The sequence below is a fragment of the Sporolactobacillus shoreae genome (assembly GCF_004684935.1).
GTDB lineage: Bacteria > Bacillota > Bacilli > Bacillales > Sporolactobacillaceae > Sporolactobacillus > Sporolactobacillus shoreae.
Window position 1 is genome coordinate 21,257 of the sequence record NZ_SRJD01000008.1, and the last position, 25,040, is coordinate 46,296.

27 protein-coding genes are annotated in these 25,040 nt (G+C 44.9%); 7 read left to right on the forward strand and 20 right to left on the reverse strand.

The features are described 5' to 3' along the window. Positions 1 to 443 precede the first annotated feature (443 nt). Positions 444 to 1,460: an alpha/beta fold hydrolase gene (locus tag E4665_RS08460; RefSeq protein WP_167815161.1), complete on the forward strand. Its 1,017-nt coding sequence runs from the start codon at positions 444 to 446 to the stop codon at positions 1,458 to 1,460. A 557-nt stretch (positions 1,461 to 2,017) separates the two neighbouring features. On the opposite strand, the gene E4665_RS08465 is transcribed toward E4665_RS08460, so the two are convergent. From E4665_RS08465 to E4665_RS08490, 6 genes are all read right to left on the reverse strand, one after another. Then, the gene (locus tag E4665_RS08465) at positions 2,018 to 2,791 is read right to left on the reverse strand and encodes an SDR family oxidoreductase (RefSeq protein ID WP_135348361.1); all 774 of its coding nucleotides are present in this window, start codon (positions 2,789 to 2,791) and stop codon (positions 2,018 to 2,020) included. An 88-nt stretch (positions 2,792 to 2,879) separates the two neighbouring features. After that, the gene (locus E4665_RS08470; RefSeq protein ID WP_167815162.1) at positions 2,880 to 3,545 is read right to left on the reverse strand and encodes an HAD family hydrolase; all 666 of its coding nucleotides are present in this window, start codon (positions 3,543 to 3,545) and stop codon (positions 2,880 to 2,882) included. 48 nt (positions 3,546 to 3,593) lie between these two features. Further along, positions 3,594 to 4,049 carry an HIT family protein gene (locus E4665_RS08475; RefSeq protein ID WP_135348363.1) on the reverse strand — a complete coding sequence of 152 codons (456 nt, stop codon included), beginning with the start codon at positions 4,047 to 4,049 and terminating at the stop codon, positions 3,594 to 3,596. A 63-nt stretch (positions 4,050 to 4,112) separates the two neighbouring features. After that, positions 4,113 to 4,736, reverse strand: coding sequence for an HD domain-containing protein (locus E4665_RS08480; RefSeq protein WP_135348364.1), 624 nt, complete (start codon positions 4,734 to 4,736; stop codon positions 4,113 to 4,115). A gap of 139 nt (positions 4,737 to 4,875) precedes the next feature. Beyond that, positions 4,876 to 6,087, reverse strand: coding sequence for an MFS transporter (locus E4665_RS08485; RefSeq protein WP_135348365.1), 1,212 nt, complete (start codon positions 6,085 to 6,087; stop codon positions 4,876 to 4,878). A gap of 38 nt (positions 6,088 to 6,125) precedes the next feature. After that, complete coding sequence (locus E4665_RS08490; protein WP_422067249.1) at positions 6,126 to 6,614, reverse strand: NUDIX hydrolase; 489 nt, start codon at positions 6,612 to 6,614, stop codon at positions 6,126 to 6,128. 128 nt (positions 6,615 to 6,742) lie between these two features. Here E4665_RS08490 and E4665_RS08495 point away from each other — a divergent pair, with 128 nt between their 5' ends. Next, positions 6,743 to 7,618: a helix-turn-helix domain-containing protein gene (locus tag E4665_RS08495; protein WP_135348366.1), complete on the forward strand. Its 876-nt coding sequence runs from the start codon at positions 6,743 to 6,745 to the stop codon at positions 7,616 to 7,618. Between the two features lie 117 nt (positions 7,619 to 7,735). On the opposite strand, the gene E4665_RS08500 is transcribed toward E4665_RS08495, so the two are convergent. The 6 genes from E4665_RS08500 to E4665_RS08525 all read right to left on the reverse strand — a co-directional run bounded on the left by E4665_RS08500 (position 7,736) and on the right by E4665_RS08525 (position 12,625). Continuing rightward, a complete protein-coding gene (locus E4665_RS08500; RefSeq protein WP_206663571.1) occupies positions 7,736 to 8,062 on the reverse strand; it encodes a DsrE family protein in 327 nt (108 codons plus the stop codon). A 60-nt stretch (positions 8,063 to 8,122) separates the two neighbouring features. Continuing rightward, a complete protein-coding gene (locus E4665_RS08505; protein ID WP_135348368.1) occupies positions 8,123 to 8,674 on the reverse strand; it encodes a GNAT family N-acetyltransferase in 552 nt (183 codons plus the stop codon). Between the two features lie 160 nt (positions 8,675 to 8,834). Beyond that, positions 8,835 to 10,775: an ABC transporter ATP-binding protein/permease gene (locus E4665_RS08510; protein ID WP_135348369.1), complete on the reverse strand. Its 1,941-nt coding sequence runs from the start codon at positions 10,773 to 10,775 to the stop codon at positions 8,835 to 8,837. 157 nt (positions 10,776 to 10,932) lie between these two features. Next, entirely contained in the window at positions 10,933 to 11,670 is a 738-nt protein-coding gene (locus E4665_RS08515; RefSeq protein ID WP_135348370.1) for an ABC transporter permease, read from the reverse strand. Beyond that, the gene (locus tag E4665_RS08520) at positions 11,667 to 12,401 is read right to left on the reverse strand and encodes an ABC transporter ATP-binding protein (RefSeq protein ID WP_135348371.1); all 735 of its coding nucleotides are present in this window, start codon (positions 12,399 to 12,401) and stop codon (positions 11,667 to 11,669) included. The genes E4665_RS08515 and E4665_RS08520 overlap by 4 nt, the downstream gene beginning before the upstream one ends. Beyond that, positions 12,398 to 12,625 carry an AbrB/MazE/SpoVT family DNA-binding domain-containing protein gene (locus E4665_RS08525; protein WP_135348372.1) on the reverse strand — a complete coding sequence of 76 codons (228 nt, stop codon included), beginning with the start codon at positions 12,623 to 12,625 and terminating at the stop codon, positions 12,398 to 12,400. The genes E4665_RS08520 and E4665_RS08525 overlap by 4 nt, the downstream gene beginning before the upstream one ends. A gap of 256 nt (positions 12,626 to 12,881) precedes the next feature. Between E4665_RS08525 and E4665_RS08530 the strand changes: the two genes are divergently transcribed. Continuing rightward, positions 12,882 to 13,811, forward strand: coding sequence for an aldo/keto reductase (locus tag E4665_RS08530; protein WP_135348373.1), 930 nt, complete (start codon positions 12,882 to 12,884; stop codon positions 13,809 to 13,811). A 542-nt stretch (positions 13,812 to 14,353) separates the two neighbouring features. Then, the gene (locus E4665_RS08535) at positions 14,354 to 15,598 is read left to right on the forward strand and encodes an MDR family MFS transporter (RefSeq protein ID WP_135348374.1); all 1,245 of its coding nucleotides are present in this window, start codon (positions 14,354 to 14,356) and stop codon (positions 15,596 to 15,598) included. Between the two features lie 469 nt (positions 15,599 to 16,067). Here E4665_RS08535 and E4665_RS08540 read toward each other — a convergent pair whose 3' ends face one another. The 4 genes from E4665_RS08540 to E4665_RS08555 form a co-directional block, all read right to left on the reverse strand. Continuing rightward, positions 16,068 to 16,553, reverse strand: a complete 486-nt coding sequence (locus E4665_RS08540; protein WP_241654760.1) for a Dps family protein — start codon at positions 16,551 to 16,553, stop codon at positions 16,068 to 16,070. Between the two features lie 150 nt (positions 16,554 to 16,703). Further along, positions 16,704 to 17,603 carry a DMT family transporter gene (locus E4665_RS08545; protein ID WP_135348375.1) on the reverse strand — a complete coding sequence of 300 codons (900 nt, stop codon included), beginning with the start codon at positions 17,601 to 17,603 and terminating at the stop codon, positions 16,704 to 16,706. A gap of 55 nt (positions 17,604 to 17,658) precedes the next feature. Beyond that, complete coding sequence (locus tag E4665_RS08550; protein WP_135348376.1) at positions 17,659 to 17,985, reverse strand: ArsR/SmtB family transcription factor; 327 nt, start codon at positions 17,983 to 17,985, stop codon at positions 17,659 to 17,661. 15 nt (positions 17,986 to 18,000) lie between these two features. After that, a complete protein-coding gene (locus tag E4665_RS08555; RefSeq protein ID WP_135348377.1) occupies positions 18,001 to 18,426 on the reverse strand; it encodes an SRPBCC domain-containing protein in 426 nt (141 codons plus the stop codon). A gap of 153 nt (positions 18,427 to 18,579) precedes the next feature. Here E4665_RS08555 and E4665_RS08560 point away from each other — a divergent pair, with 153 nt between their 5' ends. From E4665_RS08560 to E4665_RS08570, 3 genes are all read left to right on the forward strand, one after another. Further along, positions 18,580 to 19,227 (forward strand): GntR family transcriptional regulator, encoded by a 648-nt coding sequence (locus tag E4665_RS08560; RefSeq protein WP_135348378.1) that lies wholly within the window; start codon positions 18,580 to 18,582, stop codon positions 19,225 to 19,227. A 154-nt stretch (positions 19,228 to 19,381) separates the two neighbouring features. Continuing rightward, positions 19,382 to 20,725: a serine hydroxymethyltransferase gene (locus E4665_RS08565; protein WP_135348379.1), complete on the forward strand. Its 1,344-nt coding sequence runs from the start codon at positions 19,382 to 19,384 to the stop codon at positions 20,723 to 20,725. 258 nt (positions 20,726 to 20,983) lie between these two features. Then, entirely contained in the window at positions 20,984 to 21,490 is a 507-nt protein-coding gene (locus E4665_RS08570; protein WP_135348380.1) for an O-acetyl-ADP-ribose deacetylase, read from the forward strand. Between the two features lie 200 nt (positions 21,491 to 21,690). Here the strand turns inward: E4665_RS08570 and E4665_RS08575 are convergent, their stop codons facing one another. The 4 genes from E4665_RS08575 to E4665_RS08590 form a co-directional block, all read right to left on the reverse strand. Next, positions 21,691 to 22,479, reverse strand: coding sequence for a class I SAM-dependent methyltransferase (locus tag E4665_RS08575; protein WP_135348381.1), 789 nt, complete (start codon positions 22,477 to 22,479; stop codon positions 21,691 to 21,693). 135 nt (positions 22,480 to 22,614) lie between these two features. Then, positions 22,615 to 23,658 (reverse strand): threonine aldolase family protein, encoded by a 1,044-nt coding sequence (locus tag E4665_RS08580; protein ID WP_135348382.1) that lies wholly within the window; start codon positions 23,656 to 23,658, stop codon positions 22,615 to 22,617. Positions 23,659 to 23,874: 216 nt separating this feature from the next. Beyond that, positions 23,875 to 24,351, reverse strand: coding sequence for a flavin reductase family protein (locus E4665_RS08585; RefSeq protein ID WP_135348383.1), 477 nt, complete (start codon positions 24,349 to 24,351; stop codon positions 23,875 to 23,877). Between the two features lie 78 nt (positions 24,352 to 24,429). Continuing rightward, complete coding sequence (locus E4665_RS08590; protein ID WP_135348384.1) at positions 24,430 to 24,981, reverse strand: DUF1697 domain-containing protein; 552 nt, start codon at positions 24,979 to 24,981, stop codon at positions 24,430 to 24,432. Positions 24,982 to 25,040 lie beyond the last annotated feature (59 nt).

Sequence of the window (25,040 nt, forward strand, 5' to 3'; positions counted from 1 at the left end):
AACTTTATTATCAATAAGTTCAATTATACAGATACATGAACGAAGTGTACAATATCTTTTGAGAGGGGATGAAGATATGAACTTCGAGGGGAAGGTGGCGCTCGTTACAGGATGCGGCACGGGCATTGGCAGCGCAACCAGTATAGCACTCCGAAGCGTGGTGCTGTCGTGGCTGTAAATCAGCAGATGACGCTGAGGAGACAGTACAGAACATTCTTGTTCTGGGTGGAGAGGCACTTATGGTCCGCTGTGATGTTTCCAAGGACGACGTGCGATGGTGAACCAAATTGTAGACAGATACGGATGTGTTCAAGTAGATTACGATGCTTTCAAGGACCAATGGACCATATTCAATCCAGCCAAGGGCAGTCACGAGAGCCATGACCACTCGTAAGTTTCAACGACACAGTATTGAAACAGTAAATTATTAAGGAGGTACAATGATGAGCAGTCTGAACCATGCTTCACAATACTATACTTCTATGGCCACCGTACCGAATTTAGCAAAGGAGTGGGCCGATAGAGGGCAATACACTACTTGGACTTCTACAGTGCCTGAAAATGCTCGTTTTGGGCCTCTCGATGTGTTTACAATTTGCGCAGGCAACATAGACAATCCTGCCATTCTCTTCATTCATGGTTATCCCACAAGCAGTTTTGACTTTCGGGAGTTGTTCGAGGAATTAAGTCAGGATTATTACGTCTGTGCGATTGATACACCTGGTTACGGGTTTTCTTCGAAGCCTCGAGACGGATATGTATACTCCATCCACGATGACGCACGTTTGGTGGATCACGTCGTTCGAGAAGTGTTGAAGCTCGATAAGTTTGCCCTGTTCACTCATGATAAAGGAGACACCGTGGGCTTTGCCTTGCTGGCGCTGTATCAGAAATACAGTGAATGTCCATATCAGATTACTCATCATTTCATCACCAATGGCAATGTCTATCTGCCATTGGCGCAACTCACGCAGCTTCAAATACAGCTACTCGATCCGGTGTCCGGCCCGGCCCTGTCCTCCAATCTCAACGGCACGATCTTGGCGCAAGCTCTTGCAACGTTGACGCATTCGAAAACCTTGTCTTCTGACGAAATCGCATCTCTCGCTTCCATCTTTGATTATCAGGACGGAGCCAATGTTCAACACGATGTCATTCAATATCTCAATCAGCGTTCACAATTCGAAGTAGGCTGGCTTGAGACGTTGCATAAAAGCGATGTGCCGACCACAATCATTTGGGGGGAACAGGATCAAATTTCACCGATTCGTGTTCCTGATTATGTCTGGACGACATATCTGAAATCTAGGAACCACGTTTCGACGTACTGGCGGTTACCTCAAGCGAATCATTATCTCCAGAATGATGCGCCCCGTGTCGTAGCTTCCATCGTGAACAGCGAGTTGAGGTCAGCCAATGATCTTAATCTCCGCAACGAAGAGGCATATAGGGTCTTTTGACAGTGAGGGCATTGATGTCCAAGCACCCATAGATCAGCCGTATCCAGACAATAAAGTTGTTTACTGGACAAAAATGTCCTTTACTGAGGGCTGGTGATTTTGCGCAGTAGGGTCGTACTGCGAAGCAGCCAAGTTCCTGTTGTTCAAGATACGATGCACGAAAAAAATGGTTAGGCCGATATTCTGATCGTTTTTGTTGATAAAACGTGAGTGGTGAACTAGGGAATCTGCTGGCTCTGTCAAAAAAGGAAAAATCTTTATCATGCATGGATAGTTATGTTCTGAATATTAAGTTTTATTGATACTTCTCTCATTTTTATTGATAAAAAATTGGTGTTCATCGATAGATGATGGATTTTTATTGATGGTACCGCTTTTTTATTGATAACGACTCCAAGTTCGTTGATATGGCTCTCTGAATCGACCGAATCGTAATTTCAGCCGATCTATTTCCTTGGGTTAGCTCCATCTCTGGGCACTAAATAAGAACTGATGGTATTTTTTGCTGCGCATTATTCAAATAACACGCAGTAAAATGCGGACCAAGCAACAAAGCTTTATCGGATAAATCCACCTTCTGAATGGATAACTTGACCTGTTATCCATTCTGCATCATCACTCACAAGAAATCTTATTGCCTTAGCTGCATCCCTTGGTTCTCCTATCCTGCCAAATGGAAATTTGGGTATAAGATCATCTTTAATTGCTTTTGTCATCCACCCTGTATCAGTTGGACCGGGATTTATTGCGTTTACCGTAATACCAAGAGGTGCGAGTTCTGCTGATAATGTAATTGTCATAGCATCGACTGAACCCTTTGTTGTCGCATATGCAAGTTCACCCGGCATAGGGCCTCGAAATTGACCCGATGTGAGATTGATGATTCTTCCACCTTTTTTCTTTTTGAAAAATCGGGCAAATTGAATACTTAAAAGTGTCGTTGCCCGCACATTGACCTTATAATGCTTGTCTAGGTCTTCATAAGTTAAATTAGAAAAATCATTATTGGTTGAGTATGCCGCATTATTTATTAGGATATCTGGATATCCGATTTCTTCAACTACACGATTAAAAAGTGTTTTGGGGGCTTTCACGCTAGTCAAGTCTAGTTCCATGCAAGAAACTCTAACATCTTTCTGTAATAGCTCGCTTTTTAATTTCGCAGGCTCATCTGATTCGACACTCCAAGGCATTTCTTTATCATAAGCAGTCCAATAAGTATAAAATATGCTGCATCCGGCTTCTGCTAATTCTCTGCAAATAGCTGCTCCTATACCTTTACTACGACTGACACCGGTTATAATAGCTATTTTCCCTGATAAAAGAGCCATAAACATTGTCCTCCATGTGGTGTTATTGCATATTATTCGTCTACTATTCATTACAGCGATTCGCTAATAGGGTTTTAAACAACTATTTCTAATTAGTGCTCAAAAGTGACCTTAAGCCATCTATTGTTGCGATGGTCATCGTCGGTACGTAATCCGAATTTTTCGGTTTTTGAAGCTTAGCCGTGCCCTGCAGTACTCGAATGGTTCTTATGCCAAGCATGTTCGCCGGATAAATATCAAAGTCCAGTCGATCACCAACCATGTAGGCCTGACTAGGTGAACACTTGGCCTGCTCCAAAGCATAGTTAAAAATGCGCACGTCCGGTTTTTTGATACCAAGTTCATCGGAGATGGCAAACACTGAAAAGTACTCATGAATGTTCAGTTTCTTCATTCGGTCCTGAGCGTCAGCCGATTGGTTGGCAATCACGCCCAAGTTGTATTTTTGGGATAAATCCTTCAATAACTTAATAACGTTAGGATATAGGAACTCCTGCTCCGGCAAATATACGGCCTTACTTCGCACAAATGCATATTGCTCCTCTGTTTTTACCAAAGGCGGAATGACATCTTTTAACGTATGTTTATACGCCTTGCATGCTTCTTCCCTAAGATGACGGATCTCTTCAATAGAATGCGTGAATCCGAGTGTTGCGAGTGCCGAACTTATTTCTCTGATGATATAGTCCTCTTGAGCTTGTTCATCAATCAACGTGCAGCCCAGATCGAAAAAAATCCATTCGTTTGTTTTCAAATCGCAACACTCCTCTCTTATGGAGACAGGTCTTAACCGTGCAATTCTTTATTTTTCGTAGATTGCTAGAAGATAATTAGACAGATCTTCTTTTAACTTTCCATGTCTTTCGAGGCTAAAATGTTTTTCCTCATCAAACCAGTTTGATGAATCGTATAGCCACACCGGCATTTTTCTTCTCTCTTCTTTTTCCCAGTCATACCTTGGAAAAATATGCGCATGTAAAAATGCGTCGGTATTTCCCAAAATGTCGTAATTAACACGGACCGGATGACAAACATCAATAATAGCGTCACCAATTAAGCTCATATCCGTTAAAAATTGTGAGCGTTCAGAAATAGTTAAATCATTAAGGCTGGATACTTCTTTTTTGGGGAGCAGCACACAGTATCCAGGCAAAAACTGAGTATCTCCGATTACCGCGTATCCACTTTTCATCTCTGCCAGAACCATTGGATTTGTTCCATTTTTTGCTGATTGAATCCTGTTTTCTCGCCAGTCCATATGCATAGCCTCCAATATATTAAATGATCCCTTTTTAATAAACGCATCGATATGTAGATACCATTACTTTATGGGCGGCTGCTTCCAGACTGGTATATCCATAAAAGTGGTTTCCTTCACATGAGGCAGAACATCGTAAATGGAGCATTTCATCTGCTTTTCAAAATACTCTTTGATTCCAAAAGTCGTATTCCATCGTGAAACGGATGTCGACGACACACCGTATCTTCTCGCTACATCAATAAATCTTTTTTCCAACATGCAGAATCCACCGTCCAGCGCTAAACTATCGCACAGTTGTATGAGTCGATCATAGTCGTCATAAGTGCAGTTTACAATATAGTCTTTAATAAAAAGCTCTTCATCCTGAACTTCTTCAACAAAATCTTTTTCCTTTATTGGATAAGAGTGAGTCATACAAATTTTTGCTACTTCGTCCCATCCTTTTTCCATCGAATAAACATAGCCTTTATATACATGTTTCGGAACATTCACAATGCCGACCCTGCGGCCTATATCATGTAGAACTCCTAAAACATAAGCTTTCTCAGCATCCATATTTGCGCATTTTTCTGCAATATATTTAGCCGCCCGCCCAGCATTCAATGAATGATCGGTCCATGGACCTGGATTTAAATGCCCGGCAATTTCTAATTCTTTTTCTGCCGTTGTTTTATCTGGTAACATAGATGTCCCCCCTGCAAAAACATAACCCATTTTTTAACTGCGCATGATTGATCCAACACATTGATAATATTTTAAACGATGGCCTGATTGGTTTAGCGGTATGTTACTTATTCCGACATTAAATGATACACCAACAAATTTAACGACTCATCATTTGGTTCACTACGAGTAAAAGAAATAATAAAGATGCCCCCATGAGAAAGATTGCTTGATACCCGAATAAATTGGCTACTAATGAACCAATAAATGGTCCGATTACAATTCCGGCAGATTGAAAGGATTGATTCCAGCTGAATGTACTGCTTGAATGAGATACAGCTGTAAACTTGGCAAGCAGAATGCTTACCGCGGGTATTAATGCCGCATCAGAAAACCCCATGAGAAGCTGCAAACTAATGAACTGATACACATTTGTTACAAACGCCATCGGTATTAAAATTAAGATGGCCATGAACAACCCCGCTTTAAGTATTTTCTCAGTCCCTATCCGGTCGCCTAGTTTGCCGAGAAATGAAGAAGTCGTGAGACAGACGATTCCAGGAGCAGAAACAGCCAGTCCGTTCATCAAATTCACATTTCCCGTGTGATGCATCAAATGAGCCACATAAAAGGACTGAATCGGCCTGATTGAATTGTTGGCCATTTGAATCAGCAAGGTGTTGAGGAACAGACAGTAAATAATTGCCTGTTTCTTATATTCAGAGGACTGCTTTTTTTCCCCCGTTGAAGCCGAATCTGAAGATGAGCCGTGTGACTCATGAACAAAAAAGAGATTAATAAAGAATACAATGATCAATAAAAAACCAGTAATTAGAAATGTGGCTCGATAATTTAAAAGGGAGCTCACTATTCCACCTAAAGTCGGTCCCAAGAGTGAACCGGTAATAAAGCCGGTTGAAAGGGTCCCTAAGGCATTGCCGCTTTTCTCTTTAGGTACTTCTGCGGCAAGCAGCGCATTGGTATTCGTAAAATAACCGGCAAAAACACCTTGCAGAAAACGTAGAGCAATAAGTTCCGCCGCATTTGTGACAAAAGATAAAGCGCCAAGAACGAATGCAGCCCCCAATGTGCTTAGCACTAAAATGGGTTTTCTTCCATACCGGTCCCCTATCTTCCCCCAAATTGGTGAAAGAAAAGCTGCGACAAAATACGTTGATGAAAAGATCAGGGCGGTATACAGATTCAACTGCTTGGTTGAATAATGCCCTAAACTCCGCAGAAAAAAAGGCAGGAATGGCATCACTTCACTGAAGGCAATCCCTGCTGCAATGTTTCCGAATAATAAAATAAGCATCAGCTTCCGCCAATCCGCACGGCTTGACGAAACTAAATTTTTTTCTCTGTTTATCAATACCCTGTACCTCTCTCATCCCGCCGCGCTATTTGATTCTATTCAATAATGGGACGAGGTTTTTTTGATAACAGATCGTTGACCAACATCCTATGTTCCGTAAATATAGTGTCGGGTAATTCTTCAAGTGAGAAGAACTTATTTTGCATGGACTCTTCGTTGCTTTCAATTAATTCACCTTTATAGTCCTTACAAATGAAAGAAATAAAAATCAATGAAACCTGGTCGCCATTAGAAAAAGTTTTTTCATACTGTGGGCCCGAATAAATACTGAATAATTCAAGTTTTCCTAATCGAAGTCCAGTCTCTTCATACACTTCTCTCCTGGCTGTATCCTGAACGCTTTCACCCAATTCCATAAATCCACCTGGAAAGCCCCATTGCCCATTATCCGAACGTCTTTGCATCAGTACACGCTTCTCTTTATCAAAGACAATCGCACCTGAAACAACCATTAAAACCTTTTCGTGACCTACCATTGATCTCAAATATTTTATGTAATCCAATTTTTCCCTATCCGGTAACATAGACAATCCCCCACAACTATTTTTAATGACGTCTGATTCATCTCATGTATTGATAACATTTTAGACTGTTGGCATAATGGGTTTAGCGTCGTGTCACTTATATCGACATATTATGGGGAGGCGTATTTATGGCCGCAATTGGTGAACTCATCAGAAAAATCAGAATGGATAAGGGTATGACGCAGAGTGAAACCTCTAAAGGAATTCTTTCCCGATCCCACTTATCGGAATTGGAGCATAACAACTACTATCCCACATATGACAAAATGATTTTGCTTATTAACCGATTGGGTTTATCATTGGAAGAATTTGAGGACGAGCTTCACCAGAAAGAATTTTATTTTGAGGATTATTACATAAAACGGACCAATGATCTTTCGACCCGAAGTAAGATTGATGAACTCGCGACTTTTCTCGAAAATGAGTTCACAGAAGAAATCGCCAGCCGTTCGCTTCGTTTGTATCACAAACGCCTGAACATGCTCGGGCTGGTTGATTATGTTCAACATAAAGGGCAGGTAAATAGTGACCTTTATCAGCCCATTTTCAACTATCTATTAAAATGCCAAAATTGGCGGAGCTATGAAGTCACTTTGTTGAGCAATGCGATTTTTCTCGCTGAATACTTTGTCGCGAAGGTGCTTGCCAAGCAGTTTCTAACAAAGTTCCATAATGATTGGAACCATTCCGTGGCACATAAAATACCTGTGTTTTTTAATAATCTCTCTGAAATGGCACTGATGAATCAGGAACCGAATAACGCTCTGAACTATTGCGCCATTTCACGCAGCTATACAGTTAAAAACCATGACTTATATAATCAGCTCATCGGCAATATAACGGCTCACATGGCAAACTGCATTCTTTTGATCGGGAAAGAAGATGAGATTGTTAAGGATTTGCAATTATTTATTCATCTTGGTTATGAAGATACAGCCGACTACTATCATAACCTGTGTGCCGAATTAAAAATAAACCTAAATTGGCGTCTGCGCGCGATTTGATTTAGTTGTTTACGGATAGATAGCCAAACCCATAATCGCCATGCTGCACAACACCGATCGATGAATAGGACACATGACGAAAATGATACGTAGAGTAAAAAAACGAACCGACCTATTTTACGGCTTAATATACGCGTAACCGCTGCTTTGTTTTTTCACTAATTCTGCCACTCCTGCCGGAACAACAGATACAAATGCCGGAAGATCATTCTTCACGATATGCTGCGCATTTAAAGCATTTTGACAGGCAACAAACTGAACACCCTGCTGGCTTAGATTTCTCATCTGATCGATGAACGGTTCCAGCTGATAATCGCTGACAGCCACGGCATTGGCCAACACTTCTATTTCAATAGCCATATTTTCTTTCAGGAGATTTTTCACATTGCCAAGCAGCAAAGGCCACTTTTCTTCTTCGTCGATATGGAATATAACGTGATACAAGGTCAGGATCCCCTTCCTGCTTTTTTCTTCATTTGCAGCGTCAAGTGGGTGCTGAATTGTTCAATTGAACCCACCTAATCGCCCCATGACAATCGTATTGTAAAATCGGCCGTCAGATAAGAGTTTATCTTTTTTTAAAATACCTTCAATCTCGAAGCCATATTTTTGATACAGCTTTATGGCTTTTTCGTTCGTTTCTAAGACATTGAGTGTCATTTTTTTAATTTCATTGGATTCTGCCCAGGCAATCGACTCTTCGAGTAAATTTGTCCCGATTCGCAAACCCCAGTATTGTTTTAATACGCAGACACCAAATTCAACTTTATGGGCCAGCCGTTTTAACGGATTTCCTTCACATCTCGAGAATCCAACAAGCGTGTCATTAACTAATGCAACCAGAAAAAGGTAATGATTATTTTCTGTATCTCTCTCAATCAGATTTATAAACTCTTTCGTATCTAGGAAAGCCTCACCCGGCTCTCGGTCCATGTTTTGCGTCTCACCATCAATTTGGACTCTAACCTTGGACAAATATTTTGCATCCTTTGGTGATGCGGACCTAATGATGTAGCCTATTCCATTGACATTAAACGCCTTTTGTTTAATCATCATTTCCTTCACACCACCATCCAATGGATTGATGTACTTATTTTATAGTTAGCGCAGTCCGCCTTCGTCGAATCTCTTAAACTATTTTATTCCATAAATAAAAGGTACCACAGTAACAAGACCTGTGATACCTCAAATACTTTGTAAGATCAACGAATCGCGGTTAGTCAAACTTTCTCAGAGATTCGACTGGATCGAGATTCGCCGCTTTGGCAGATGGCGCGAGTCCGGCGATCACGCTGATGCCGACACTGACGATCAGGCCGAACAGCACAAATCCTGGTGTGACATTTAAGAGCGCTACGTGCATGTGCGGACGGGCGAAGTGATTGCCAATCGCTGCCGCGATGAAAGCAAGCACAATGCCGATAGCACCGCTGAATAGGCCAAGAAGACTCGCTTCTGAGAAAAACAAGTGGCGGATGTCCTTCCGCCGGGCGCCAAGCGCTCTGAGAATACCGATTTCTTTTGTCCGTTCCGTCACACTGATATACAGGACGACGATGATCATTATGGCCGAAACGAGCAGTGAAATGCCGGCGATCGCCGCAAGAACATAGGATGCCAGAGCAATATATAAGTTCAGTGAATCAAGGAATGCGCCGGCTCCGTTCAGATCATAGCCATGTTTTTTAAAATAGTTCTGGACGCTTTTTACATTTTGAATTTTGTCGATCTTGATGGTCGCCATATTGGGTTGCAGCATGATCTTTTGCTTGTTATACATTTCCTGAAGTGTCGCATAGTCAGCCGTGAGAAGGCCCATTTGCGCGCTTCCGTTGAAAATTGCGGATATTTTCAGCTGCTTCTGCATTACAATTGGTAACTGATTTTTATCCGTCATCGTGACGTAAAAAGTGACTGTTTTGCCGATCAGGCTGTCCGGATTTTTCGTCAGCTGTTTGGCGACGTCTTTACTCAGCCCAATTTCTCCTGTCCCCGGCAAATGGCTTCCCTTCGCTAAATCGGTATCCGGTATAGCGCCGTCCATCGTCTGAAAATACTGTGGAATAGCCAGCTTGCTGCCGAGCTTCACCCGTGCGGAAGAGAGCCAGAGCACTTTTTCAGCAGAAACAACGTGCGCGACCTTCCTCATCTTCGCCAGATCGTTGTTTGAAATTGTGGCCGATTTCTTGATCTGACTCGTCTCTCCGTCCTGCTGAGTCAGTTCTTTTTTTGTCATCTGGGCCACGGTCGGATTGACATTTTTCATAATCTGATCCTGAATGTACGACTGTATGCCGCTTCCAAGCGAAAGCATGATAATCACACTGAAAATGCCGATCGCTCCGCCAACTGTGACCAGAATGTTTCGCTTCAGATTGTGGCTGATGTTATCAAGTGCCATTTTAAAGGTCGCAGGAACGCTCAGATTTTTGGTCTTCGGCTCTTCGCGATGCTCAGGAATCGGATAAGCGTCTTTCAGTCGAATATCGTCGGCAATACGCCCGTCATCAATTTTGATGATCCGCGTACCATAATCAGCAACCTTCTGCGAGTGAGTGACCGTCACGACAAGCTTGCCTTGTTTGGCGATGCTGTCCAGCAGCTCCATGATTTGTTCGCTGTTCTTCTTATCAAGCGCCCCGGTCGGTTCGTCCGCAAGAATGATGTCCGGATTATTGGCCAGTGCCCGCGCGATCGCCACGCGCTGTTTCTGCCCGCCGGACAGCTGATTCGGCCGCTTATGTATGTGATCCGCAAGCCCGACAGTTGTCAGCAGCTCCTTCGCGTGAGCTACTCGCTCTTTTTCCGACATCGTGGTCATCTTCAGTGTGACCAATACATTATTCAGAACGGTCATGTGGTTGATCAAGTTAAAGCTCTGAAAAATGAAGCCGACATTCGTCTTCCGGTAATCATCCAGCTCTTTCTCTTTCATCTGGTGCAGCGCCTTGCCATTAATCAGCACATCGCCCGTGTAATCTTTATCCATGCCTCCGATGATATTCATCAGCGTAGATTTTCCGCCGCCGGATTCCCCGAGGATGGAAACAAATTCACCGCGTTCCAGTTTGAGATCAATGCCATGCAGTACCGGAAATTTTTGCTTACCGGAAAGCTTGTACGACTTATGAATGTCTTTCAGTTCGATATAGCTCACGTGATGTCCTCCAGTTGTGGAATCTGTACCGAAAAGGTGTCCGGATCCCAGAATTTGTCTTTACCGCTCTATCTTAACAATGAAACGAATTGATTTAACCCGCTCCGGGAATTAACTTTCACTAAGCCTTTAGCCTTACCTTTTGCATGGCTGGATCTTACTTCGCGTCACTTCTCATTTTTTCATTAAAAACATAGATTGCGAGAGAAAGAATAACCACCGCATAGGCAATAACCCATAAAAGATGAGGTAAAATTAAAGCATAATCTCCGGCTACTGCTGCCCTTGCGGCATCGACTGCGTGGACAAAAGGCAATGCGTTCGCAGCAGTTTTGAATGCGCCGCCGACCAGATTCAAATCAAACCACGTCCCACTCAACCACGCGACAAGATTCGTCAGCAGTGCACCGCAGACACCGCCCACCTGCTTGTCGGTAAGCAGACTTCCAGCAAGCAATCCAATCGCGATAAAAAGAATGGCGGCAGGAATCAATATGATGAGGGCAAGCAGCAAATTAACATTGACTGACAGCCCAAGGAAATAGGAAACGATAAAACAAATTATACTTTGCACAATCGCCATGGGCAAAAGCGGCAAGGTGTACCCAAGAATAAAATTGGACGCTGAAAGCGGTGAAGCGAACAACCGGATTAAAAATGATGTACTTCTGTCCTTAGCAATCAACATCCCGGAAAAAAGCGAGATAAAAGACAGTCCGAAAACAGCAATGCCCGGGGCAAGGCTCCTGATTTTGAACAGGCTGACCGGAACATTGGACTGAATGGCGGAAAGCAACAGCAGCAAAACCACTGGAAAACCAATGCCAAAAGCCAGGTTTAAAGGGTCTCTGAGAAGTTCTTTACGATTGCGTGAAGCGAACGCCAACACTTTCATAATGAAGCCCCATTTCCCGATGCAAGAGCAATAAAAGCATCCTCAAATTTATCTGTGTGTGTGTGCGACATCAGCTCTTTCACTGTTCCGACCGCTTTCAACCGGCCTTTTGCCATAATGGCTATTCTGTCGGAAAGCGCCTCAGCCTCTTCAAGATAGTGTGTTGTGAGAATAATAGTCACTTTGCCCTTCAGTTGTTCTATAGTGCGCCAAAGATCCCGCCTGGCAAGAACATCCAGTCCAAGTGTCGGCTCATCCAGGAAAAGGATTTGCGGATTAGAAATGAGTGCCATCGCGATGCTCAGCCGTCTCTGCCAACCACCCGATAAAGTCTTTGCTTTGCTTTTTTCGACTTCCGACAACCCGAAACTTTCAATCATTTCTTTTGTCTTCTTCACTGCCTCTTTCCTGTTACTGCCATAAAGACCCGCAATGGTTTCCAGATTTTCTTTCACAGTTAAATTCGGCGCGACCGCGGTCTCCTGAGGCGATACATTGATTTTCTTCTTGACCTCCATTGGACTTGTAGCAACACTGTCACCAAGCAAGACAGCATCACCACTTGTTGGCTTGCTCAGGCAGGATAGCATCTTAATCGTTGTTGTTTTTCCCGCGCCATTTACACCGAGCAAGGAAAACAGTTCGCCTTGTTCAATAGACAGGTTTAGTTGATCAACAGCGATTTTCTCTTTATATTTTTTTGTTAAATCCCTGGTTTGAATGGCGCTCACTTTTCATCATCTTCCGATCGTTTTTGCGCATCAAATATCGCCTGTGCAAAGTTTATATAATCATCATTTTTTACAATCGCAATCCCCTGTGCTTCATCCCCTAGTAAAAGAAGCGTGTCCCCAGGCTTGATGTTGAAAACATTCCGGGCCTCTTTTGGAATCACAATCTGCCCCTTCTCCCCAACTTTTGCTGTCCAAATATACTTGCCTTTCGGGTTTGCCATAAAATGCCTCCGTCGTAAATTTTGTGTCAATTATGCAACTTTTATAATTTATATTATTTGTATCCTTTGTATAACTAATCATACTTTGCATACTTTCAACTGTCAATATAAATCAAAGCAAAAAACGCCCTCAGACTCCTTTATGGTTGAACGCCACCGATTTAAAAGTAAAACGCTTTAATTTTAGTGTCATTCGTTCTATCATGGATTTCGGAAGGGTTTCCAAATATGGCCAACTATTCTGGAGGGGATCACTTTGAAGCAAGTTGCAATTGGGCCGGAGAAAAATGAGGCGTCAGCAGTTGTTCAGGGCTGCATGCGCATCTCGGAGATGTCTGAGGCTGCGGTGGAAAAACTGATTGAGACAGACCTGGAAAACGGGATTACTTTTTTTGATCACGCTGACTGTTATAGCCAAGGGGCGTGCGAAGCATTGTTCGGCCGCGTGCTGGCCAAACGCCCGGATCTGCGGGACAAGATCACCCTGCAGACGAAATGCGGGATTGTCCATGGTCCGGAGTATACGCTTTATGATTTTTCAAAAGAACATCTGCTGGAAACGGTGAACGCCAGCCTGAAACGGCTGCAGACGGATCACGTCGATTATCTTCTGCTGCACCGTCCGGATGCTCTGGTGGAGCCTGAAGAAGTGGCGGCGGCGTTTGACGAACTGCATTCCGAAGGCAAAGTGCTTCACTTCGGGGTCAGCAACCAGAATCCCTATCAGATGGAGCTGCTGAAGAAGAGCGTTAAACAGCCGCTTGAAGTCAACCAGCTTCAGTTCAGTATTAAAGCAACCGGTCTGGTGGACGCCGGCATTAATGTGAACATGACGGTTGACGGTTCGAATGTCCGTGACGGAAGTATTCTCGACTACTGCCGTCTGCATGATGTCACGGTCCAGGCATGGTCTCCGTTCCAATATGGATTTTTCGAAGGTGTCTTCCTTGATAACCCGAAATTCCCTGAGCTGAATAAGAAAATCGATGAAATCGCGGCAAAGTACGGTGTGAGCAACAATGCGATAGCGGTCGCCTGGATTCTTCGCCATCCGGCCGAGATCCAGGTCATCCTTGGCACGACAAACGTGAAGCGTGTTGCTGAATCGGCCAAGGGCGCCGATATTACGCTGACTCGTCCGGAATGGTACGAAATTTATCTGGCAGCTGGCAACAAACTACCTTAATCTAAAAAAAGAAGGGGCCGAAATTGTTCGGCCCCTCCTTTTTTTGCAACAAGAAAACAGATCAGAACTCAGTAAGATATATCGGAACTCAAGCGATTTTATCAGAACTCAGTAAAATATATCAGAACTCAGGCGATTTTATCGGAACTCGGCAAAATATATCAGAACTCAAACGATTTTATCGAAACTTAGAAATTTCTAGTTAGCCTTTCGTAAGATCTTCCGCTTGCCGCTTAGCCATAGCTTGATCCCCTTAAAAATCCAACAAATCGGTTAATCCACAGGTCGATTTTTTATTCCAGACAATAAAAAAAGACACCTAAATGTGTCGTTTCCGTAAAATGGGTTCTTTCAAGCAAGGGGTAATGTGCTTGCCCCTTATAATATTATTTTAAACGACCGCTCATTATAAGTCTATATTTTTCAAAAATTTTATTGTAGTCTGAGAGCATCCGGCCGGGATATTTATGATGAAAGGATAACAATCATTCCGCAGCTGCATGACTTGTTGCCTTCCTTTTCAATAAGGGGTTGCTTTTAACATGCGCACATGGGATTTGAATCTGAAAGTCCGCCTGATTGGCGAGACGCTGTTTAACTTGCTCTTCTGGATGTATTATCCATTTCTCACCATCTATTTCAGTGACAGTTTCGGGCAAAGTGTTGCGGGTCTCCTGATGTCTGTCCCGCCTCTCGTCGGAATCATTGCGAACCTTCTCGGCGGCTACCTTTCGGACACGCTTGGACGCCGCCGGACGATGCTGCTCGGTTCATTGGTGCAGGTCGTCATGTTTGCCTTGTTTGCTTTGTCTTTGTCAGACTGGATCAATTATATCGCTTATATATTAATCAGCTTCGGCCGGACGATCTACTATCCGGCAAGCTCCGCCATGGTCGCGGATCTGACTCCTGAGAGAGACCGTCGCGAGGTATTCGCAGTTTTTCTGACGGCATTTAATATTGGTGCCGTATTGGGTCCTATGCTTGGTTCAATTTTCTTCTTTCACTACAGGAGCGAGCTGCTTTGGTCATGCACGGCCGCGACCTTTCTTTATTTGTGTGCGATTTTCTTCCTGATCCGCGAGACTGTGCCCGAAGCTGAATCAGGAAAAAGATTAAGTGGATCGCTGTTATCTGTTTTAAAAGCACAGATTCGGAGCTATAAAGTGATTTTTTACGATAAGGTCTTTGCACTCTTTATTCTGGCCGGCATTGTCGTGATGACCGTCATCAGGCAGGAGAATACTTATCTGCCGATTTACATCAGTGCGCATGTCCCGGAACAGGCCCTTTTTTCATGGAAAAGCTGGTCACCGAATCTCGGCGGTGTCGGCGTATTTGGTTGGATGATGGGGCTGAGCGGGATCATCTTTGTTCTGTTTTCAGTTCCTGTCGCACGAATGTTTGAAAAAATCAATGACCGGACTCTGCTGATCCTCTCCATTTGTGTCGTCGGTGCCAGCCTGTTCTTGATGGGCTGCACCACGAACGTCTGGATGCTGCTCCTTCTGATGGCAACGATGTCATTCGGAGAACTGATGCAGTCGCCCGTTTCAGACAGTTTTGTCAGCAAGTACGCACCGGCCGAAAAACGCGGCCAATATATGGGCGCCGCCACGCTTCAGAACACCATCGGCAACTTTTTTGCACCAGTCACGATGATCCTGTCAGGATGGGTACCCTCCAGTAGTGTTTTCGGATTCATCCTGATCTGCGCATTAATCGGCGCCCTGCTCTATGGGTTGTTATTTCGTACTTTGTATGGAAAAGAAGAGAACATTAAGTAATGTTGAACAGTAATATCAAGGTTTATTGATATTACTCTCATTCTTGTTGATAGTGCGTTGGCTTTCATCGAAAAATGATGGATCTTTATTGATAGCGTCCAATTTTTATTGATAATGACTCCAAGCTCGCTGATAGGGCGGTTAAATATGCAAACAGCGCACAGCTGCGTGTAAAAGATATTCCAAATGAAGCTGTGGGCAACAAACATGGACTATGATGTTCTGATTTAGCGAAAAGATACAGCAATTTTGATGATGGCTGGTAAACACAAAGGCGGAATATATCTTGATCGGCACAAGTCTCAAACTCCCGGTTCCACTAAATCTTGATTTACCAAGATTTTGGTGCAAGATTCATGCGCTTTGGCGCTCGATGATCCCGCAGGAGTCTCGCTCCTTTTCGTCTGCTTTCTTATTAAAAAAAAAGCGGTGTGCCTGTGATGGGCACTCCGCTTTTTAACATTCCTTCTTAGTCAGCGTTTGTCTGAGGGACTTGATCTTTGCCAAGAAATGAGCTGAAGAACCACAGCTCTTTATCCAATTTGCTCTTCGCAGCAATCAGCATGTCGTTCGTGACATCGTCACCCTCTTCATCCGTCAGTTTGATCCCTTCAACGAGTTCGTCTCTCAGAGTGACAAGATCATCGATCACCGTCTGCACCATTTCGTCTTCGGTCATTGCCTTTGTGTACGGTCTTTCCTTCAATGTCGCATGTTCAAGAAATTCCTGCAGCGTTGAATAAGGTTGACCGTTATTTTGAAGGAGACGTTCGGCGATATCGTCAAGAATAAGCGTGACTTGGTCGTATAACTCTTCAAATTTTTCATGAAGTGTGAAGAAGTTGTGCCCTTTTACATACCAATGAAATTGGTGGAGTTTCGTATAAAACAGTCCATAATTTGCTACCTGTTGGTTCAGAAATGTTTTCGTTGTTTTACTTTGTGTTATGATCAAAAGTTCCACTCCTCATTAATTCAAATTATAATTATTATTTAACAATAATTATTATAATTTAAGTTAACCTCTTTGTCTACCTGAAAACCTTATTCAAATCGATTGTGAACACTGACCCTGTCCAATGAATTGCTCCGAATAAGGCGTGCCTCAACGGGACCTTTTTAATCGATGAATGAACCCTGCCCCAATCTTCACTTCGGTGATCATTGTGATACTGCTCAGGATGATCACGAGCCCGATGAAGGTTCCAAGCGACAGCCGTTCACCAAGAAACAGCGCGCCCCACAGAACGCCATACATGGAAACAAGAAGCGTCACACTCAGCGTTTTTGTCGGACCGACATTTTTAATCAGATAGAAAAAAAGCAGGTAGGCAAAGGACGTACACAGGATTGCCAGGCTCAGAACAGCCGTCAAAATCCCGGTACCCATGAATGGAATGCGTCCGGAGGCAGGCAGGCTGAACGGAATAAGAACAAGCCCCGCGGCCAGCTGCTGGCCGATTGCCAGAGTCAGCGAAGGTTCACCGGTAAAGCGCCTTTTGATATAAACACCGGCAACACCGTAGCTGAGTGAAGCGAGGAGCGAGAAGAGAACTGAGAGCAGTACCATGACCGACTGGCCCATGTGTCCCCAGCCGACGAGGATACCAACGCCCGCAATGCCAAGCAGGATCCCGGTAACTTTTTTCAAAGACAGTCCCTCACCCAGAAAGATCCTCGCCATAATCAGAGCAAACAGCGGTGTCGTAGCGTTAAGAATGGACGACACGGAGGCCGTCAAGTAAAGCTCCGATGCCGCGATCAGCGTAAAGGGGATTGCCGCATTGATCGCTCCGAGGACAATGTATTGCTTCCATTTTTTTCTATAGTCCGGAAGCTGGCGGATTCCCCATGCATAGAGCAAGAGAACAAGACCGGCAATGAGAACCCTCAGATCGATGAGAAGAAAGGGACCCAGCACCGGGGAAGCGACGCGCATAAATAAAAAGGAGCCGCCCCACAAAGCGCCCAGCAAATTTAGTATCAGAAAATCTTTTATACTCATGAACAGCACCCTTTAATATGATCTCTTCTCAATCTAAACGACAATGTATGATGCGTCAATCCTTTTTACCTTCCGCAAGTCGTTTGATGGATACCAGGCGGCGGTCCCATTGCCGAGACAAATTCTTCATCCACGCAGCAGTGACACCCAGCTGCTCCGGAAGAACGCTATAGCGCACTTCCCGCCCGATGTGCCTTCCCGTGACCAGACCGGCGTCTTTCAACACATCCAGGTGTTTGATCACTGCCTGACGGGAGATCGTGACCCGATCCGCCAGGGTCGTCGCCGTCACCTGACCTTTCGCCGCGATTTCGTTTAAAATCCCGCGGCGCGCCGGATTGGCCAGCGCCACCAGAACTTTGTCAACAGTCTCGCCATCCATGTTCACGGCCATCACCTACTTTGCCTGATGATGGATATAATCAAGCATTTGCGCCCATCCCTGAGTGTTGTCCTCAAAGAACTTGCGGCGTTCTGCTTCGGATGCGTTGAGATACGCAAAACCTGTTTCGACGACCCGCAGTCGCGTCCCGCCTTTTTCCGGTGCCAAGCTGAATTCTACCAAAGTGGAGTTGCCTTCTTTTGGTTCCTCTCCCGGATAAGAGCTGGCCCAGCGACAGGCAAGATAGGTCGGTGCATCGACTTTCTCTGTCAGCACCGGGAAATCCCCGTACTTGCACGTGGCAACCACTCGGTTTACATCAATCTCAACGTGATCCGGTTCTTCCTCACCAACCCACCACGCCGGCCTACTGACTAAGTCCCACACTTTCTGTAGTGGTGCATGTATGAATATGTCCCGTTCGATCCGGTTTTCTGACATTCTGATTCCTCCTTTTCATGTGCAACTAAAAGGTAGCATATAGAAATTTGATGTGCAACTATGTAGTTGCATTTTAAAAGATCATTCAATCAATTAATAGAAATATCTGGACTTATTGTTTTCTTTCGGAAAAATATGTGATATATTGGTTTCATGGTGAAAAATATGATAAAAAAAATTGATCGTCAGTCTTTAAGTGAAAAAATCTATATTGAACTCAAAAAAGCGATTGTGGAAATGGTTTTTAAACCCGGAGAACGAATCAGTGATATGGAACTGGCTCAAAACTTCGGCGTCAGCCGCACACCGGTCAGGGAAGCAATTAAGCGGTTGGAGGATGATGGCCTGATTGAATCAATTCCCGGCTCTATGACACGCGTTACCCATATCAGTAGCGAAGAAGCCAAAAACGCCTTTACTGTCGTCGCCGTGCTGCATGCGCTGGCGGCCCGCCTCGCTGTTCCAGTACTGACGGGTGATGATATTCGGAATATGGAAACGTCTAATCTGCGATTGAAGCAGGCTCTGGATGTTAAGGATGCAGGCATCGCCATTCAGTCAGATGCGGCGTTTCATCAGGTTATTCTGGACCGGACGGACAATCCCGAGATACTGAACGTGCTGAAGCGGCTCACGCCGAAAATCGACCGTCTTGAAAGGGTCAGATTCTTATTAAAAGGAAATGAGTCCGTCAGCCAGCATGCACTCATTATCCAGGCGTGCGCCGATAATGATATTGATCAGGCCGCTTCTCTTGTCGAAAAGAACTGGCTGACATTAAGCGAATGGTCAGATCGGTAACCGATATTTTTTTACAAAAGTAATATATTGGTTTACTAATAAATTGATATATTGGTTTACATATCATTTTTTAAGGAGGCGATGGCTTTTCACAATCCTGATCACCGTTGCGCCGTCCGATGAACTGTGAAATGAACTTTAGGAGGATGAAAGAATGAGCTTAACAGGAAAAAATACTACAGGCTACGAAGCACACGACCCAAGTGTATTAAGCCATGCAAAAGAAATCATTGATCAGTCCCCTTCATTAAAACTTGTACAGCAGGAAGTCGTAAACGCGGTAAAGCGCAATGAAATCTGGAGAGGTGAAGAGTGTCTGAACCTTCTGGCTCCCGAGGCTCCAACCAGTCCGACCGTTCGTAAACTGTTGTCCGCAGAGGTCGGCACACGCGCCGCTGAAGGGCATATAGGATCCACTCAAAGATGGTTCGCCGGGACAAAGTACATTGATGAGATCGAATCGCTTTGTGTTGAACTGCTCAAAAAAATTTTCCATTCAAACTATGCGGATCACCGCCTGATTGCGAGCATGCTTGGCAATATGACCGTCTACGCGGCACTGACAAAACCCGGTGACCCCATTATGACCCTTCCTCAGCCCACAGGCGGACATTCAGCAAACCGGCTTGACGGTCCCGCTGGAATCCGAGGACTGGCTATTTATGATATCCCGATGGATCCCGTAGAATTGGTAGTGGATTTAGACCAATTTGAAAAAGAAGCAAAGAAAATCAAGCCGAAGCTGGTGACTCTTGGCGCTTCCATGACCTTGTTTCCATTCCCGATTAAAGAAATGGCTCAGATTGTTGATGCATGGGGCGGGAAAATCTTTTTCGACGGGGCACACCAGCTCGGATTAATCGGCGGCGGACAATTTCAGGATCCGTTAAATGAAGGTGCCTGCGTGATGACCGGATCCGCCGGCAAGACATTCAGCGGACCTCAGAGCGGAATCATTGTCTGGAATGATCCTGAACTAACCAAACCGATTACTGATACGATTTTTCCCGCGATCGCGGCCACTCATCAGGTGAACCGAGTCGCGGCCCTGGCTGCCGCAGCCGCCGAATTTCTGGCATTTGGAAAAGAGTATATGGCCCAAATTGTGAAAAATGCCCAGGCTCTCGGTCAGGCTCTTCATGACCGGGGAGTCACTGTACTAGGTGCGGACAAGGGTTTTACCCGAACGCATCAAATTATTGTGGATGTCAGAAATTACGGTAATGGGCTGACCATGGCAAAAAAGCTGGAATTAGCCAACATCATTACTAATAAAAATCTGATCCCCTGTGATAAGCCGGAAGATTGGGATCGCCCAAGTGGATTGCGTATCGGCACGACTGAGGTTACCCGTCTTGGCATGAAGGAAACTGAAATGGATACGATTGCCGATCTCATTGTCTCTGTCCTTGAAGATAAGCAAACAACTGATGAAATTAAGAAAAAGGTTATCGATCTGCGTTCCTCCTACCAGAAAATTCATTACTGCTTTGATTAAAAAGGTGGATGGATCGATACAAAATGACAAAGCTTTGCCATTCGATTTTGACCGGCGGCAATAAACTGGCGACGGTAAAGCAAGAAAATTTCGTTCTGGTGCGCACGCCTTTTTTGATGACATTGAGAAAAAATTTTTTCTGAGGAAATAAAAACACGATCTGCTCCCCTCTTTGAAGCAGAATCGTGTTTTTATAAGTTATGCTTGATTCCCTCAATGCGCTATGATAGAAGTAATCATTTTTCCGGAGGTGTCCCCATGAAATCATTCGATATTATTCTTGGCGACATTACAAAAATCAAGGCTGACGCCATCGTCAACGCCGCAAATACAACCTTACTTGGTGGGGGCGGGGTGGACGGCGCCATTCACCGAGCGGCGGGTCCGGAACTTCTCACGGAATGCTGGGCCCTGCACGGTTGCGCGACCGGTGAGGCAAAAATCACAAAGGGCTATCGTCTGCCCGCGAAATATGTCATTCACACACCCGGACCGATCTGGCAGGGCGGCACGCATCATGAGGCGGATTTGCTGAAGAACAGCTACATGAACTCCCTCGGATTGGCTGATGCGCATCGTTGCCGGACGGTCGCTTTCCCATCGATCAGTACAGGCGTCTATCATTTCCCGCTCGATCAGGCATCGGGGATTGCTATTCACGCCATCCGCGAATTTTTGGCGTACTCCCTTTATGTGGAAAAAGTCACGATGGTTTGTTTTGACGAAGTGACAAAGGCGGCGTATGAAAAAGTATTGGAAAAGTGATATTTTTGGTTTTGTCCCCTCCGGATCGGGCGCGTAATTCTTAAAAATAGCCTGAAGCCTGATATGGGTCGCGCCGCAGGATTCTCCCAGCCGTAAATCAAGCAGTTACCGGAAAGTATCGGCCGATTCAGCTGGAATATGAGCCAATACGGATTCTTGTACACATGGCGAGTATTACCCGATCCCGGAGCACTTCTTCACTACCTCGCTTCAAACAGTCCCGTTGCTTTTGTAATATGAATCCATCCGCCCTGCTTCTCTTTTTCTTTTTCCAGGTATTGAATAAAAGCTTCGAGTTTTGCACCGGTCAGGATTTTCTTTATTTCCGTTCCCGAAGACAAAATATAATCGGCAATTGCTTGCACATCATCAATCCGCAGTCCTCCGGGAAATTCCTTTAACCGTACCTGGTGAAAAAAAGGTGCCAGCTGCTTCGCCCCGTTTTCAAGGCCGAACGCCGCGGCCTGAACATTCGTCAGGACGTCACCCAGTTCCGGATCAAAGCCTTTCAACAACGTATTGATCTCCAACATATGTTTTTTCCCGATGGTGGATGCGTAAAAAACACCCTGCGGTTTTAATACTCTGCGGATCTCCTGAAGGGCCCGCGGCCTGTCCGGTACATGATAGAGCATATGGTTTGCGATGACTGCATCAAATTGATGATCTTCATAGGGAATCTTCTGAATGTCGATCTCCCTAAAGCAGATGTTCGGCACATCTCCTAAATTTTTCCGGGCATCCGCCAGCATACCTGAAGAAAAATCCGATAATGTGATCACCCAGCTGTCCGGCACACGATCTCTATTCTTCAGCCAGAACTGGCCGTTTCCGCAGCCCAGTTCGAGGATTCGGCTGCCTGATCCAATCCGGTACTGATCAAAAAGCCATTCATGCCAGTCCGTTTTATTTTCACTGTACTGCTGATGTATTCTGATCCGGATATCCAGATTAGCTGAATTCCGATACTGTTTTTCTACTTCTTCCATTATGTATTCTCCTTTTCAGCCGTTATAAACAGCTTAAGAATATCATAGAAACGCCATGAAGGGTCGAACAGAAATGAAAAACAGAGAGAGCCTGCCGTGTTCGGAGCAGGCTCTCTGCTATAAGGTAAAAGTTTGTTAATGCGTTCTACTTTTCACACTGTTTTTGACAACTTCCACGAGTTCGTTCACTTTTTCTTCCTTTGTCGCCCATGAAGTGACCAGTCGGATGGAAGAGTGGTCCTCGTCCACTTTGGACCAGATGAAAAAGCCGAATTTTTGCTGAAGTTCAGCGATCAGTGGATTGGGCAGGATCGGAAAAATCTGATTGGAGGTCGAATGGGTCAGAAAGCCGAATCCGGCTTCACTGATGCCTTTTCTGAGTCTGTCAGCCATTTGGTTGGCGTGTCCGGCCAGTTCAAAGTACAGATGATCCCTGAAAAGTTCGAGGAACTGGATACCCAGCAGTCTTCCCTTGGCGAGCATGGCACCTTTTTGCTTTATGGCGTAACGGAAATCTTCTTTCAGCGAATCACGGATGATCACCAGTGCTTCGCCGAGCAGCGCGCCGTTTTTTGTGCCGCCGATATAGAATGCGTCTGTCAGCTGAGGCAGGTCTTCCAGTTTCAGATCGTTTCCCTCAGCGGTAAGCGCCGAGCCAAGCCGAGCTCCGTCCATATACAGAATCAAATCATGTTCGCCGCAGAACGCTTTCAGATCTTCCAGTTCTTTTTTTGTATAATTGCCTCCGACTTCCGTTGTGTCGGAAATGTAGACTAATTTGGGCTTGACCATATGCTCGTCCTCATGGATATCGAGCACCTTCTGGATCGCCGCAGGGCCGAGTTTTCCATCCTGATCAGATTCAGCGATAACGACTTTATGGCCGGTTGCTTCAATCGCGCCGGTTTCGTGCACATTAATGTGCCCGGTTTTTGCCGCAATGGCCGCTTCATGCGGCCTCAGGAAAGTTGCGATGGCTGTCATATTCACCTGTGTCCCACCGGATAGAAAATGAATGTCAACGTCTGTCCGCCCGATCTTGTTTTTCAGAAGATCCGCGGCTTCCAGTGAATAATGATCTTCGCCATATCCTTCTTCCTGCACAAGGTTGGTCTCCGCCAAAGCTTCCAGAATTCTCGGATGCGCGCCCTCACTGTAATCATTCTTAAAGCTATACATTCTCTTCCCCCATCTCAGCTGATTTGTCCTAATTCCTCTATTTTAAAACAAAATTTCATGGGATGCCCTGAATTTATGAAAAATAGGCCCGTCGAATTTCAAGAGAGAGCCTGGATTTCTCCATTCATTGAAGATCCTTCCATTTTAATCTTGGACTATCAGGTTTGCTGCAGCGATTTTGGGCTTCAATCCAGCCACTTGTAAAAAATGGTGCAATCAGCCGCCGTAATAGAATCCGGTTTCTTTCATCGTCAGCGGATCGCCTTCGCGATGCACACCGGCATCAATCACTTCTCCGATATAGATGAAGTGATCGCCTTTTTCAACCTTTTCAACGACTTTACATTCGAACCAGCTGAGCGCGTCTTTGAAAAGCGGACAGCCGGTTTCTCCTGTCTCAAATTCATAGCCCGCCAGTTTATTTTTTTCCGGCTCCAGGGCGCGAAAAAACGCAGTGACCATATCTTTTTGCCCCGATTCAAGGACGTTAACGCTGAACACACCGCTTGCGGCGATTTGCTGCTGGGAACGTGTGCCGGCCTTGGCCGCGAGTGCGACCATCGGGGGCTCAAATGATGTCTGGGTGAGCCAGTTTCCGGCAAAGGCGTTCAAGCCACTGTCATCCTTCGTACCGACAAGGTATAAACCATATGTAATGCCACGCAATGCTGTCTTTTTTGCTTTAGGATCCATCCTTAGTTCCTCTTTTCGTTCACTTATTTGCCACAAAATAATTATAGGTCTTTTTTTTAGTGGAAATCCAGTTCAGAATCATTCTTCCGCCAACTGATGGAGTTTATTTAACGTTTTCCAGTTGCGTACCGTCGATGGGACTGCCAGCTTCTGAATATTGGCCGAGAGTTTAGCGTTCCGGATACTGTGATGATATAAAAGGTAAAGATCGCGGCCGACCATCTTGTATTTGTCCCCTCCCTGATCCCGCGCTTTAAAAAATTCCACTTTTTCCGGTATCGGTTCACGCGACATCAAAGAAACATAGAGGCTTTCACCGACAGAAGTCGCTTCCGCAGCTTTTATCTCATCCTCGGAGAAGGGACAGCTGATGATGATTTTCCGAAGTTCCTCAGCTGTCCTCAGAATAACCGAAACAGGAAATCCAAAATCTTGTTCCATCTTATTCCCGATAAGATCATTCAGCCTGGGTTCTGTTTCTGATGACTGAAAAAGAACATTTCCGCTCTGAATATAGGTCCGGACCTGCGTCAACCCCACTTCAGTGAGCGATTCCCTTAAATCAGCCATTTTGATTTTATTTTTCCCGCCCACGTTGATTCCGCGGAGCAAGGCAATGTATATAGTCATCCGAAATCCCCCTGTCTTTGGTTCATTTATTAGTGAAGGTCATTTTTTAGAGGCAGCCT